Raw genomic sequence first — 13,334 nt, forward strand, 5'->3', positions numbered from 1 at the left:
GGTCCCTCAGAGGCCCATCCACGGGACGCGGCAGACGTGGGGGGCCGTGCCCGCCGGGCACATGGCCGCGATCACCGTCTTGCGGACCGCCCGCCACGTGCGCAGGGAGCACTCCAGGTGGACGCGGAGCTCGACGAGCCGCCGTGCGCCGCTGCTCCGGCCGGGATGCTCGATCGCCCACTGCTCCGCCAGCAGGTCGTACATGTCGTCGGTCGTGACCGTGCTGTGGGGGAGGGTGTCCGTCGAGAGGGTCTCACCGGTGATCCGGACCCGGCGGCCGCCCACCGCCTCCGCGACTAGTTCCCGCACCCAGGCCAGTCCCGCTTCGTCCGCGTACAGGCCGAACCTCAGGTCACGCGTCCTCATCGCCCCGGCCCTCCGCCGCCGCACCGCCACCGCTCCCGGCGAACGCCGCGGTGAACCAGGGACGGACCGGCGCGAGGGCCGGCGACGCGGGCCGGCCGTTGACCGCGGCCAGCAGCCGCCAGTAGCGCTCGGCACGGGGATCCGCGGTGGACCGCAGACGGGCGAGGAGCCAGCGCCGCAGACCGCCCTCGTCAGCCCGCCGGAACGCGTCCGCGTAAAGTCCGCCGAGCGGCTCCCCGCCGGCGGAGGCGGGCAGGAGGCCGGCGGCCGCGGCTTCGCCGACGCGTTCGCGCAGCGCCCGGTCGAGGACCTCCTGCAGGGCGACGGCGTCCTCCCCGGCGGGCTCCTGCGCCTGCTCCTGCGCGAGGCGGCGGATCGCGGCACGGAACTCCGCGTCCTGGCAGAGTCCGGCGAGCTCCACCCACGCCTCGACCTGCTCGGGCGTGGGATCGTCCGGGAGTTCGGGCATCGCGGACCGCATCAGGGCCACGAACTCGGGGTTGGCGTCGAGGCCCTCGAAGGCCTCGTCGATGAAGCCGGACACCATCCGGTGCCGTTCGGCCCGGGAGAGTGTGGCGAGTCGGTGCATCAGGTCCATCTCCATGGTGGTGGGTCCGCGTCTGGCGACTGCGCGGAGCACTGCCCGGCGCAGGCGGAGGGTCCGGATCTGCACGTCCAGTGCCCTGGCGTGTGCTTCTGTGACCTCCGGTACGGAAGCCTCCCGGTCCAGCACCCGGCGCACGGTCGCCAGGTCCAGCCCGAGGTCGCGCAGCGTGCGGGCGAGGTCCAGACGGGCGAGCGCTTCGGGGCCGTAGAGCCGGTACCCCGCCGGGCTCCGGTCGGTCGGCGGGACGATGCCCCGGTCGGAGTAGAACCGGATGGTCTTCACCGTCAGGCCGGTCCGGCGGGATAGTTCTCCGATGGAGAAGAGCTCGTCGCTGTCCATGCCCCCAGCCTGACGTCTCCCCCGGGGGGAGACTCAAACGGGCCCGATCGGCCGGGGCGGCGGCAGCGGGCGCGCTCAGCCGGTGACGTGGAACTCGTTGCCGCCGGCGTCCAGGAACTCGCCGGGCTCCCCGCCAGGTCGGGCGGTCTCCAGCCGCAGCCGGTTCCGCCCCGCCTTCGGCGCCGCGGGCGGCCCCATCACCAACGAGACCGGGCCGGTCGGAGTCGGGCGCAGCCGGAAGCCCCAGGGCGCGGACTCCACCGCGCTCCAGCCGGTCCGGGACGGCCAGAAGGCCTCCTGGGCGTGCCGGTCCTCCTCGGAGATGTCGAGGCAGACCGCGACGAGCCCGGAGTCGGCGAGCACGCCGGGATGGCCGGGCCGCAGCACGCAGAACTCGTTGCCCTCGGGATCGGCCAGCACGTCCCACGGAACGTCCCCCTGACCGATGTCGACGCGCGTCGCCCCCAGCGCGAGCAGGCGCGCCACCTCCGCCTCCCACTGCGGACCCCCGGCCAGATCGAGGTGGAGCCGGTTCTTGCCCGCCTTCGGGACGGCCGTCGGCACGAACCGCAGCCGCAGACCGCCGGTCCGGCCGCGCGTCGCCTCCTGCCAGAAGAGCTCCAGCCGTACGACGTCCAGCGCGTCGAACACGATCCCGGTCAGCATCCGTTCCCCCAAGCCGTCGAAACAAGATCAGCAGGCACCCGGGACACCCTGCCCACCGAGCCCGCCGAGCACAAGGGGGCCCGGCCCGGCGGGCGTTGGTCTCACACCGTCAGGCCGGTCAGCCCCGGCGCGGCCGGCCGCGCGTGAAGCCGGATGAAGTACTCGGTGCCCATGACGCGGTCCCGCGGCCCGGCCGGGAGCCGCGCCAGGATCCCGGACAGCGCCCGCTCCCGCGCGACCTCGCTGCGGGGCGCGAGGCCGGCGGCGGCGGAGTGCGGGTGGGTGGCCGCGGACAGCGCCTCGGGCTGCCAGGGGGCACCCGCCTCCGGGTAGAGGTGTTCCAGCCCTGTGGGGCTCCGTCGCCGACCCCACCCGCCTCGGCCTCGGCCGCGACCTCCACGTCTTCCAGGCCCCCGAGTCCGTACCCTGGCGTCATGCGTACGCGCCCCACCCTGAGCTGGACCCCGGCCGAGGAGCCGCCGCCCGGCAGCACCGACCTCGGCCCGGTCGCCGACGTGCTCGCCGCGGGCGGTGTGCTGGTGCTCACCGGAGCGGGCATCTCCACCGAGTCGGGCATCCCCGCCTACCGCGGCGAGGGCGGGAGCCTGACCCGGCACACCCCGATGACCTACCAGGACTTCACCGCCGGCGCCCCGGCCCGCCGCCGGTACTGGGCGCGCAGCCACCTCGGCTGGCGCACCTTCGGCCGGGCCCGGCCCAACGCCGGTCACCGGGCCGTCGCGGCGTTCGGGCGGCACGGCCTGCTCGCCGGGGTCATCACCCAGAACGTCGACGGCCTGCACCAGGCCGCCGGCAGCGACCCGGTGGTGGAGCTCCACGGCAGCCTCGCCCGCGTCGTCTGCCTCTCCTGCGGTGCCTCCGGGCCGCGCGGCGAACTCGCCCGCAGACTGGAGGAGGCAAACCCGGGGTTCGAGCCGGTGGCCGCCGCGATGAACCCCGACGGCGACGCCGACCTCACGGACGAGCAGGTCGCGGACTTCCGCGTGGTGCCCTGCACGCGATGCGGCGGCGTCCTCAAACCCGACGTGGTGTTCTTCGGCGAATCCGTCCCGCCGCAGCGGGTCGAGCACTGCCGCGCACTCGTCGAGGAGGCGGCCTCACTCCTGGTCCTGGGCTCCTCGCTGACCGTGATGTCCGGGCTCCGCTTCGTCCGCGAGGCGGACCGGGCCGGGAAACCGGTACTGATCGTAAACCAGGACCCCACCCGCGGCGACCGCCACGCCGCCACCCGCGTCGCCCTCCCCCTGGGCGCGGCCCTCACCACCGTGGCCACCCGCCTCGGCATCCCGGTACCCGCCGCCGACACCCCGTCCTAGGAGCAGGGCCCGGGCCCGGGGCCCGGCGTACGGTGGCGGGGTGCACACCGCCCCGGCCCAGGTGCAGGCCGTCCTGGAGGCCCTGCCGCGCGCCGCCATCGTCCAGAGCGGGGACGAGCAGGTGATCGCCGTGAACCGCCGCTTCACCGACATGTTCGGCCTCGACGCCGCGGGCGTCGCCCACACCCCCGGCGCCCCCCTCGGCCCCGTGGTCGCGGCCGTCTGCGCGACCTTCGCCGAACGCCCCGCCTGGGTGGTCGACACCGCGCACGCGATCGCCGCCCGCCGGGTCCACCGCACCGCCGAGATCCTCCTGACGGACGGCCGGACCATCCGCCGCGACGTGGAGCCCCTCTACGACGCCGACCGCAACCTGCTCGGCTCCCTGTGGACCGCCGAGGACGTCACCGAGGAGAAGCGCCGTGCGCACGCCCTCGAACGCGACAACCGCACCCTCGCCGAACTCGCCAGCCAGCGCAACGAGTTCGTCGCCCTCGCCTCGCACAGCCTGCGCACCCCGCTCGCCTCGGTCATCAGCTTCTGCGAACTCCTGGCCGACCCGGTCTCCGGCCCGCTCACCGCCGAGCAGCGGGAGTTCCTCGACGCCGTCCACCGCAACGCCCGCCGCATGGAACGCGTGATCACCACCCTGATGGAGACCACCGTGATGCGCGCCCCCCAGCTGAACCTGGAGTTCGGCGCGGTCGACGTCCCGCGGATGCTCACCCACGCGGTCCTGGACCGGATCGCGACCACCGAGGCCGCCGGGGTGTTCGTCGTCCTCGACGCCTCCCCGGGCCCGCCGCTCCACGGCGACGAGCTCCGCCTCGAACACGTCCTCGCCAACCTGCTGGAGAACGCGGCCAAGTTCACCCCGCCCGGCGGCACCGTCACCGTCACCGCGGCTCCCGACGGCGACCACTGGACCGTGGACGTGGCCGACACCGGCATCGGCGTACCCGAGGACTACCGCGAGGAGATCTTCTCCGGCTTCGTCCGCGCCCCCAACGCCGAGAACGGCGGATTCGCCGGTACCGGCCTCGGCCTGGCGCTGAGCCGCGACATCGTACGGCGCCACGGCGGCGACCTGACCGTCGCCGACGCTCCGGACGGCGAGGGCGGCGCCGTGTTCACCGTACGGCTGCCCGTCACCGGCCCCCACCCCGCACCCGCCCCCTCCCCGGGGGCCGCTGCCCCGTGACCCGCATCCTCCTCGTCGAGGACGACCCCGACCTCGCCACCGCCCTGCGCGCCCTCCTCGGCCGCGCCGGGTACGAGGTCCGGCACGCCCCCGACGGCAGGGAGGCCCTGCGCCGCCTGTTCGCGGACCGGCCGGACCTGATGGTCCTCGACATCGGCCTGCCGGAGCTCGACGGCTGGCAGGTCCTGGAGCGCACCCGGGACCTCACCGACCTCCCGGTCCTGCTGCTCACCGCCCGGGGCGCGGAGGCGGACCGGGTGCGGGGGCTGCGCGCCGGCGCCGACGACTACCTGCCCAAACCCTTCGGGCAGGAGGAGCTGCTCGCCCGGATCGAGGCCCTCCTGCGCCGCGCCGGACGCCCGGACTGGGCCGGGGACCGGCAGGACTCCGCACTGCACCTGGTCCCCGAACGCCGCGCCGTCCTGTGGCACGGCGCAGAGATCCGCCTCAGCGACATCGAGTACCGGCTGCTGCAGACGCTCGTGCGCAACCGCGGCCGGGTCGTCACCACGGACCAGCTGCTCGTCCAGGTGTGGGACGACCCGGCCGGCGTCGGCCGCGACCGGGTCAAGTTCGCCGTACTGCGGGTCCGGCGCAAGATCCAGCAGACGGCCGGCCGCCACGCCGAGGACCCCATCGAGGCGGTCCGCGGACTCGGCTACCGCTACCAGGGCGACGAGCGCGACGAGCCGTAGGACTCCCGCGGCCCGCCGGGACGTAGGGCCCGCCCCCGGCGGGGACCCAGGGCCCCCGGCGGCCAGGGCCGAAGGTCCCGAACCGCCCCCCGTTCATGATCGCAACCGTCCGGCAACCGGTACGGCGGCGTACGACAACCCCCGGCCCCCACGCTCCGGATGTCCCGCCCCGTCCGGCCGCAAGGAGCCTCCGCATGACCGGCCTGCCCCCGCGCAGCATCGCCGTCGTCCTCGGGACCCGTCCCGAACTGGTGAAGCTGACCGAGCTGACCCGGCTGCTCGGCCCCGCCGCCCGGCTGGTGCACACGGGGCAGCACTACGACGAGGACATGTCCGGCCGCTTCCTCGGCGAACTGGGCCTCCCCGAGCCGACGTACCTGACCGGCATCGGCGGCCGGCCGCGCGCCGTGCAGATCTCGGCCGGCCTCGCCCAGCTCGACGCGCTCTTCACCCGGCACCGGCCCCGCGCGGTCGTCGTCCAGGGCGACACCAACGCCGCCCTGGCCGGCGCCCTCGCGGCCAACGCCCGCGACCTCCCCCTCGTCCACGTGGAGGCGGGGCTGCGCAGCCACGACCGCGCCATGCCGGAGGAACACAACCGGGTGCTGATCGACCGGCTCGCCGACGTGCTGTGCGCGGCGACCCCCGAGAACCGGGAGAACCTCCTGGCCGAGGGGCTGCCCGCCGACCGGATCGAGCTCACCGGCAACACGGTCGTCGAGGCCGTCCGCGCCCACCTGCCCGGTGCGCGGGACCGCGACGCCCTCCTCGCCCCGCTCGGCGTGCACCCCGACGGGTACGTCCTCGCCACCGTGCACCGGCCCGAGAACACCGACGACCCGGCCGCGCTGCGCGCCGTGCTCGGCGAACTGGCCGGCCTGGCCCGCACCCTCCCCGTCGTCCTCCCGCTCCACCCCCGCACCCGGGCCCGGATCGAAGCCGCGGGTCTCACCGGGGCCCTGGACGCCCTGCGGGTCACCGCGCCGCTGGGCTACGCGGAGTTCCTGGGGCTGGCCCGGCACGCCGCCCTGCTGGTCTCCGACTCCGGCGGGGTGCAGGAGGAGGCGACCGTACTGGGCCGCCCGCTGGTCGTGGTCCGCAACTCCACCGAGCGCCCCGAAGCCATGGCCGACTTCGCGACCCTCGTACGCCCGGGCCCGGAGCTGGGCGCCGCCGCCCGCGAGCGGATCGACCAGGGCGTGGCCCTGCGCGAGCGGCTCGCCGCGCTGCCGAGCCCGTTCGGCGACGGCCTGGCCTCCCGGCGGATCGCCGGCCTGCTGGTCCGTACGGCCGCCCCCGCTCCCGCCGCCCGGCCCGTCGCCGCCTGAGGACCCCCGTGCCGAACACCGACCACCTCCTCCTGTTCCTGTTCCCCTTCGTCCTCCTCGCCGGGTTCCTCGTCCACGCCGCCGGATCCCGGCACGCCTACCGCCACCGCCCGGAGACCGGACCGGGCGACCCGGCCGCCTTCGACTGGCACTTCTTCGTCCCCTGCCGCGACGAGGAGGCCGTGGTCGCCGCCACCGTCGCCCGGCTCCGCGCCGACTTCCCGTACGCCCGCGTGTGGGTGGTCGACGACGCCAGCGACGACCGCACCGGAGCGATCGTCACCGCCCTCGCCGAGGACGACGCACGGCTGCACCTGGTGAGCCGGGTCCGGCCCGAGGCGCGTACCGGGAAGGGGGCCGCACTCAACGCCGCGTACCGCGAACTCGGCGCCCTGCTGGGCCCCGACGCCGACCGGGAGCGCGTGGTCGTCTGCGTCGTCGACGCCGACGGCCGGCTCGACCCCGCCGCGCTGTCGCTGGTCAGCGGCCCCCAGGGGTTCGGCGACCCGGACACCGGGGGAGTGCAGGTCAGCGTGCGGATGCGGAACGTGGACGACCCGCGGCCGCTGCCGGACCGCGGCCGTACCGCGAACGCCCTCGCCCGCCTGCTGGTCCGCGTCCAGGACATGGAGTTCGCCGTCTCCAACGCCGGCATGCAACTGCTGCGCGCCCGCACCGGATCGGTCGGGCTCGGCGGCAACGGCCAGTTCACCCGGCTGTCCGCACTGGACCGGATCGCCGAGGCCGAGCGCCGCCCCTGGCGCGAGGCCGCCCTCCTGGAGGACTACGAACTCGGCCTCCACATGATCCTCGGCGGCGACCGGATCAGCCACGTGGCCGACACCTGGGTCTCGCAGGAAGGCCTGCCGCACGCCCGGCGCCTGCTCGCCCAGCGCACCCGATGGGCGCAGGGCAACCTCCAGTGCGTCCGCTACGCCCCGCGCATCCTCTCCTCGCGGCACTACACCGGCGGCGGGGTCCTGGAGACCCTGTACACCTTCGGCCAGCCGCTGGCCCACCTGTTCTCCCTGGTGCTCTCCGGGATCCTGCTGGTGGTCCTCGCCCTGAACGGCTTCACGGGCGCCCTCGCCTGGTGGCCCCTGGCGCTCTGCCTGGCCGTGCTCTCGGTGGTGCCGTTCCTGCTGTGGGGCCCGGTCTACCGGCGGGACTTCGCCCCCGACGCCTCCCGGGCCGAGGCGCTCCTGTGGGGCCTGGCCCTGTGGCTGTACGCCTACCACCTCTTCCCCGTCTCCGCCCGCGCCTTCGTCCGCATCCTCCGCGGCCGCACCGGCTGGTCGAAGACCCGCCGCAATGCCGACCCGGTATCCGCCGGTCCGGCCGCCGTGGAGTACTAGGCCGTCTCCCTCGGGTCACGGGCGCGCGTAGCGGGCGGCGAGCGCGGCGGCGCGCTCGTGCAGGGAGGCGCGCAAGGGCTGCGGGGACAGGGCCTCCGCGTCCGCGCCGAGCTGCCACAGCGCCCATTCGGCGTGCCGCGAGTCCTGGAAGGTCACCTCCAGCCGCACCCAGCCGTCGTCCCCGTCGGGCTCCTCGGCGCGGACGGCCAGCGCGGTGTCCAGCAGTTCCTCCCGCCGTGCCGGGTCCACCCGTACCAGCACGGTGAGGTGGTCGCCGCCGGAGAGGAACCGCGCGGAGCGCTCCCGCCAGATCCGGTCCAGGTCGACCCGGTTCGGCCGCTCCGCCGCCTCGGGGAGCGCCTCGGCCGCCAGCACCCGCGACAGCCGGTAGGTGCGGTCCGCGCCGGCCCTCGTGGCCAGCAGGTACCCCCGGTCGCGTACGGTGACCAGGCCGATCGGGTCGACCGTGCGCCACTGTGCCGCCTCGCCCGTGGCCGCGTAGTGGATCCGCAGCTTGTGGCCCGTCAGCACCGCCCGCCGGACCTCCGTCACCGCGGTCGCCGACATCTCCTCGGCGGACAGCCGGCGCGAGAGCAGATCGCTCTCGGGATCGACCAGGAACCGCTGGGCCGCGTCGCTCGCGACGGCCCGGTGCCCCTCGGGCAGCGCGTCGACGACCTTGCGCATGGCCGAGGCGAGGGCCGAGCCGAGACCGAACACCAGCTCGCCGCGCCCCGATCCGGCGGTCAGCAGGGCGAGGGCCTCGTCGTGGTTCAGCCCGGTGAGCTCGGTCCGGAAGCCGGGCAGCAGGGAGAAGCCGCCGTGCCGGCCGCGTTCGGCGTAGACGGGGACACCGGCCGAGGAGAGCGCCTCGATGTCGCGGAGCACGGTGCGGGTGGACACGTCCAGCTCGCGGGCCAGGGCGTCCGCGGTCAGCCGGCCGCGCTGCCGCAGCAGGAGCACCAGCGAAACCAGCCGATCGGCGCGCATGCCGGAACCCTAACGGAATACATGACCGAGGATGTCGTGATTCATTGCGAGGCTCTTCCCGTACGCACCCACCCCATCCCGATGGATCGAACGGAGCTGACGTGGCAATGGAACGAACGGCGGTCAACCCGGTGCAGTGGTCGACGGAATTCGGATTCAACCAGGGCGAGTTGGTCGCCGGACACACCCGGACCCTGTACATCTCGGGGCAGACGGCGATGAGCGCCGACGGCAAGCCGCAGCACGAGGACGACATGGGGGCGCAGCTGGCGCTCAGCGTCGACAACCTGGAGGCCGTGCTCGCCGAGGCCGGCATGTCCCTGGCCAACCTCGTCCGGCTCAACGTCTACACGACCGACGTCGAACTCCTCTACCGGCACTACGGAGTGCTGGCGGCGCGGCTGGGCGCCGCCAGCGTGGCGCCGGCCAGCACGATGCTCGGGGTGACACGGCTGGCGATCCCCGGCCTGATGGTGGAACTGGAGGGGACCGCCGTCGCGTGACGCACCGGGACCCGGGGGCCCTCAGGCCGTCGGGTCCCAGTCGCGGAGCTTGTCGAACAGCTCGGCGTCCCCGTCGATCCGCACGTCGTCCGCCGTGATCCGGTCGTAGATGAAGAGGATCAGCTCGCTGGCCGTGCCCAGGACGCTGACCCCGGCCGGTTCCGCGTCCGGTGCCGGCACCGTGATCCGTGCGCCGGAACCGTCGACCGTGAGGCGGTGGACGGTGCCCTCGACGGCGCGGAAGTCGAGGGTGGCGGGCTTGTGCGGCCAGGGGCTGGCGGTCGCGACGCAGGTGGTCAGGAACTCCGCCATGCCGTCGGCCGCCACCTCGTCCGGCAGCGGCTGCGGGGCGCCCAGGGCGAGTTGGGCGTCGTAGGTGTGGACCGCGCTCTCCTGGACCCGGTGCCGGGCGACGGTCCCGGCGGTCAGCGGGGACTGCACGTCCTCCCACCACGCCCAGCAGCCGGCGTCCGGGCCGGCCGCCCGCAGCGCGTCGAGCAGCTGCCGCGTCGACTCCTCCAGCCACGCCGCGAGGGCCTCGCGCTCCCGCGGCGGGTCCAGGGCGGCGCGGGCCTCGGCGGCCCCGGCCGGGGGACCCTCGGCGGGGCCCGCGGCGACGATGGCGGCCCAGAAGCGGTCGCCGCCGCCGAGGTGCCGGAGGAGGTCGAACAGCGTCCACTCGGGACAGCTGGGCACGCGTACGTCGAGATCGGGCGCGGAGGTGACCACGGCACGGAAGGCGGTCGACTGTTCGTCTATGAGCCGCAGGAGGTCGGTGAACTCAGGAGTGTTTTGCACGCAGCCTGTCTACCAGCATGATCAGTTGATCGGACACTGATTATTCACGGGGGCGGAGTGCAACAGCAGAGTGGACCGGGGACGGGTCCCGGGCCGAGGGACGCCGCCGCGCTCCTGCTGGACAAGATCCAGCAGGGCAACGAGTACGCCCGGGGCAAGAAGAAGCGGTTCGGGCGGAGCGCTTCCGCAACCAAGGTCGCGACGCTGGTGCTGTCCGCGGCGTCCACCGTCATCCTGGGCCTGCAGAACCTCGACCCGTGGGCCGGCCTGGCCCTGGCGTGCGTGGCGCTGGTGACGCTGCTCGGGGCGGTCGAACCGTTCTTCAACTGGCGTTCCCGGTCGGTCCTGATGGAGGAGGCGCAGTACCGCTTCCGGCGGCTCGCCGACGACCTCGAATACCTCCTGGCCACGACCCCCGCCGACGAGCTAACCTTCGACCGGCTCGACGAGGTCTTCGGCCGGTACCAGACGATCTGGGACGACCTCGGCCGCACCTGGCTGGAGCACCGCCGGGAACCCGGGACGGCGGTCGGCGGCTGACGGGCACGGCCCCTTCCGATGCGGCCGTCCGCCGCGGCCCGGGCCGCTACCGTGGGGGTACGACCCGCCTGGAGGAGCCCGTGAGCGCACAGCCCGAGCACGCACCCGCCGCGCCCGGGGCCCCCGCGCCGGCGGCCGGTGCTCCGGCCGAGCTCCTCGCGGCGCTGCGCGCCGACCGCCGGGCCGACCGCTGGGTGCCGGCTTTCGAGGCGGAGTGGGCGGTGGCGTTGGAGGAGTCCCGCCGCACGTTCTCCCTGGCCTGCCCGTACGAGGTCGTCAACGCCTGGCGGGCCCGGCTCGCCTCCGCCCCGCGGGTCGACGGGTTCCTCGCCGCCGGCCGCGACGACACCGCGTTCGCCGGCCCCGAGGAGCTCCGGGGCCGGCGCCGCCGACCCGCGCCCGGCGCATCCTCTGGGTAGCGCGACCCGTTGGGTCTGAGTAGGACGACTCAGGCGGGCCGGGCGCGCGTTGACGACCCTGGGAGCAGTCGCCGCAGTCGTCGTCTCCGTCACGAACGGGAAAGAACGCCATGCTCAGCCGCCTCGCCCAGCTCCTCGTCCCCACCTTCGGGCACGTCCGCGTCACCACCGAGCCCGACGCCCACGTGCCGCCCGGCAGCGTCATCGTCGCCAACCACACCTCCCTCGCCGACCCCGCCGTGGTCCTCGCCGCCCTGCGCCGCTGCGGGGTCGAACCCGTCGTCATGGCGGCCGCCGGCCTGTGGCGCGCCCCGGTCCTGGGCCGCCTGCTCGTCCGCGAGGGCCACATCCCCGTCCACCGGGGCGACCGGCGGGCCGCCGAGGCACTCGACCACGCCGCGTCCGCCCTCGCCGCGGGACGCTCGGTGCTCATGTACGCCGAAGGCGGCATCCCCTCCCGCCGTGACGCCGCCGAGGAAGCACCCCTCGCCTTCCGCAGCGGCCTCGCCCGGCTCGTCACGCGCACCGGGGCGCCCGTCGTACCCGTGGGCCAGGCCGGGGCCAGGCGCATCACCTCCGGAGGCACCGCCAAGCAGGTCGCCGGCCTCGTCACCGCCCCGCTGCGACGGCCCCGGCTGCACGTCCACGTCGGACGCCCGCTGGAGCTGACCGGCGACACCGCCGCCCGCACCCTCCAGGCGCACGCCGCCGTCACCGACGCCTGGCGCACGGCCGCGGCACGTCTGCGCGAGCCCGCCGCGCACGCCGGGTGACAGGGGCGGAATCCGGCCAATTCCGTTGATCCCGCCAGCCGGAGCCGCGCGATCGGTAGCGTCCCGGTACGGAAGATCCGTGCCGCTCCCGGCACACGACACCAGCGGAGGACAGCCATGGCGAACGTGGAAGTGTCACTGAAGGAAGCGATGACCTCGATCGAAGGGGCCCTGGGGGTGGCGCTGGTCGACTACGCCAGCGGAATGGCCCTGGGCACGCTCGGCGGGGGCAAGGACCTGGACCTGACGGTGGCCGCCGCCGGGAACACCGACGTCATCCGGGCCAAGATGCGCACGATGGACATGCTCGGCATGCAGGACGACATCGAGGACATGCTGATCACCCTCGGCGGTCAGTACCACCTGATCCGGATCCGCCGCAGCCGCTCGGGCGGCGGTCTGTTCCTCTACCTGGTCCTGGACCGGGGCAGGTCGAACCTGGCGATGGCCCGCCACCAGCTGAGCCGCATCGAGGCGGAGCTGGAGGTCTAGCAGCGGCGTCCGTCGGGCCCACGCATGCCCATGAGTTGAAGAACTCTTCAACTCGGAACATGTGAAACCGGTCATCATCGGTTCCGCGTGGGCCGACAGGACGCGACGATGGGCGGAGGTGGTCGTCCCCGCCCGAGCCGGAGTCCGTTCGAAGAGGAACAGGAGCGTCGTGGGAATGCAGGTCCCGCTGTACCAGGCCAAGGCAGAGTTCTTCCGGATGCTCGGTCACCCGGTGCGCATCCGCGTCCTGGAGCTCCTCCAGGACGGCCCCATGCCCGTACGGGACCTGCTGGCCGAGATCGACGTCGAGGCGTCCAACCTGTCGCAGCAGCTGGCCGTCCTGCGCCGCTCGGGCATCGTCGTCTCCACCCGCGAGGGCTCGACCGTCACGTACGCCCTCGCCGGCGGCGACGTAGCCGAACTCCTGCGCGCCGCGCGCCGGATCCTCACGGAGATGCTGGCCGGCCGCAACGCCCTGATCGCCGAGCTGAACGACTCCGACCCCGCCCCCGCCCGCATGTAGCGGACGCCACCGGCCGAGCGCCCGTCTAGGGTGGGGCCGTTGACGAACGGGACAGGGGTGGGAAGAGTGAGCGCCGAGAACGGGATCGTGGTCGCCCAGACCGTGCTGGACGACGAATCGCTGGCCTACGACATCGCGCAGGGCGCGGTGGAGGCCCGGCTCGCGGCCGGTGCGCACGTGGACGCGCGGATGACCACCTTCACCCGGTGGAAGGAGACGGTGCGTCACGAGCGCCAGTACCGGGTCTCCTTCCAGACCACGCCGGAACGCGTGGCCGAGCTGAGGGAATGGGTGCACGCCCGCCACACCGGCGAGGCGCCCCAGTGGTTCCTCGTCCCGGTGACCGGGCCCACGGAGACCTACCTGGACTGGACGCGGACGAGCACCGTCCGCTAGGCCCGG

Annotated in this window: 17 protein-coding genes; 12 read left to right on the plus strand and 5 right to left on the minus strand. The window is 74.5% G+C overall.

What is annotated here, in order from left to right; translation table 11 throughout:
- Positions 1–6: 6 nt before the first annotated feature.
- The 3 genes from OG553_RS34200 to OG553_RS34210 form a co-directional block, all read right to left on the minus strand.
- The gene (locus OG553_RS34200) at positions 7–366 is read right to left on the minus strand and encodes a hypothetical protein (RefSeq protein WP_405982733.1); all 360 of its coding nucleotides are present in this window, start codon (positions 364–366) and stop codon (positions 7–9) included.
- A complete protein-coding gene (locus tag OG553_RS34205) occupies positions 353–1,312 on the minus strand; it encodes a MerR family transcriptional regulator (protein WP_405982734.1) in 960 nt (319 codons plus the stop codon). The genes OG553_RS34200 and OG553_RS34205 overlap by 14 nt, the downstream gene beginning before the upstream one ends.
- 75 nt (positions 1,313–1,387) lie before the next feature.
- Positions 1,388–1,978 (minus strand): VOC family protein, encoded by a 591-nt coding sequence (locus OG553_RS34210; RefSeq protein ID WP_405982735.1) that lies wholly within the window; start codon positions 1,976–1,978, stop codon positions 1,388–1,390.
- Positions 1,979–2,412: 434 nt separating this feature from the next.
- Here OG553_RS34210 and OG553_RS34215 point away from each other — a divergent pair, with 434 nt between their 5' ends.
- From OG553_RS34215 to OG553_RS34235, 5 genes are all read left to right on the plus strand, one after another.
- Entirely contained in the window at positions 2,413–3,315 is a 903-nt protein-coding gene (locus tag OG553_RS34215; protein WP_405982736.1) for an NAD-dependent protein deacetylase, read from the plus strand.
- A gap of 40 nt (positions 3,316–3,355) precedes the next feature.
- Positions 3,356–4,516 (plus strand): ATP-binding protein, encoded by a 1,161-nt coding sequence (locus OG553_RS34220; protein ID WP_405982737.1) that lies wholly within the window; start codon positions 3,356–3,358, stop codon positions 4,514–4,516.
- Positions 4,513–5,211, plus strand: coding sequence for a response regulator transcription factor (locus tag OG553_RS34225; RefSeq protein ID WP_405982738.1), 699 nt, complete (start codon positions 4,513–4,515; stop codon positions 5,209–5,211). Before OG553_RS34220 ends, OG553_RS34225 begins: the two co-directional genes overlap by 4 nt.
- Before the next feature lie 194 nt (positions 5,212–5,405).
- A complete protein-coding gene (wecB, locus tag OG553_RS34230) occupies positions 5,406–6,539 on the plus strand; it encodes a non-hydrolyzing UDP-N-acetylglucosamine 2-epimerase (protein WP_405982739.1) in 1,134 nt (377 codons plus the stop codon).
- A gap of 8 nt (positions 6,540–6,547) precedes the next feature.
- A complete protein-coding gene (locus OG553_RS34235; protein WP_405982740.1) occupies positions 6,548–7,894 on the plus strand; it encodes a glycosyltransferase in 1,347 nt (448 codons plus the stop codon).
- A 15-nt stretch (positions 7,895–7,909) separates the two neighbouring features.
- Here OG553_RS34235 and OG553_RS34240 read toward each other — a convergent pair whose 3' ends face one another.
- Positions 7,910–8,884, minus strand: coding sequence for a helix-turn-helix transcriptional regulator (locus OG553_RS34240; RefSeq protein WP_405982741.1), 975 nt, complete (start codon positions 8,882–8,884; stop codon positions 7,910–7,912).
- Between the two features lie 107 nt (positions 8,885–8,991).
- Here OG553_RS34240 and OG553_RS34245 point away from each other — a divergent pair, with 107 nt between their 5' ends.
- Positions 8,992–9,387, plus strand: coding sequence for a RidA family protein (locus OG553_RS34245; protein WP_405983212.1), 396 nt, complete (start codon positions 8,992–8,994; stop codon positions 9,385–9,387).
- A 21-nt stretch (positions 9,388–9,408) separates the two neighbouring features.
- On the opposite strand, the gene OG553_RS34250 is transcribed toward OG553_RS34245, so the two are convergent.
- Complete coding sequence (locus OG553_RS34250) at positions 9,409–10,185, minus strand: maleylpyruvate isomerase family mycothiol-dependent enzyme (RefSeq protein WP_405982742.1); 777 nt, start codon at positions 10,183–10,185, stop codon at positions 9,409–9,411.
- Positions 10,186–10,242: 57 nt separating this feature from the next.
- On the opposite strand from OG553_RS34250, the gene OG553_RS34255 reads away from it, so the two are divergent.
- The 6 genes from OG553_RS34255 (at position 10,243) to cutA (ending at position 13,328) form a co-directional block, all read left to right on the plus strand.
- Positions 10,243–10,725, plus strand: a complete 483-nt coding sequence (locus OG553_RS34255) for an SLATT domain-containing protein (RefSeq protein ID WP_405982743.1) — start codon at positions 10,243–10,245, stop codon at positions 10,723–10,725.
- 80 nt (positions 10,726–10,805) lie between these two features.
- Entirely contained in the window at positions 10,806–11,144 is a 339-nt protein-coding gene (locus OG553_RS34260; protein ID WP_405982744.1) for a DUF6247 family protein, read from the plus strand.
- A 110-nt stretch (positions 11,145–11,254) separates the two neighbouring features.
- Positions 11,255–11,917: a lysophospholipid acyltransferase family protein gene (locus tag OG553_RS34265; RefSeq protein ID WP_405982745.1), complete on the plus strand. Its 663-nt coding sequence runs from the start codon at positions 11,255–11,257 to the stop codon at positions 11,915–11,917.
- A gap of 117 nt (positions 11,918–12,034) precedes the next feature.
- The gene (locus tag OG553_RS34270) at positions 12,035–12,409 is read left to right on the plus strand and encodes a hypothetical protein (RefSeq protein WP_405982746.1); all 375 of its coding nucleotides are present in this window, start codon (positions 12,035–12,037) and stop codon (positions 12,407–12,409) included.
- A 175-nt stretch (positions 12,410–12,584) separates the two neighbouring features.
- Entirely contained in the window at positions 12,585–12,932 is a 348-nt protein-coding gene (locus OG553_RS34275; protein ID WP_007261942.1) for a helix-turn-helix transcriptional regulator, read from the plus strand.
- Between the two features lie 66 nt (positions 12,933–12,998).
- Positions 12,999–13,328 (plus strand): divalent cation tolerance protein CutA, encoded by a 330-nt coding sequence (gene cutA / locus OG553_RS34280; protein ID WP_405982747.1) that lies wholly within the window; start codon positions 12,999–13,001, stop codon positions 13,326–13,328.
- Positions 13,329–13,334 lie beyond the last annotated feature (6 nt).

The organism is Streptomyces sp. NBC_00158, assembly GCF_045160885.1.
Lineage (GTDB): Bacteria > Actinomycetota > Actinomycetes > Streptomycetales > Streptomycetaceae > Streptomyces.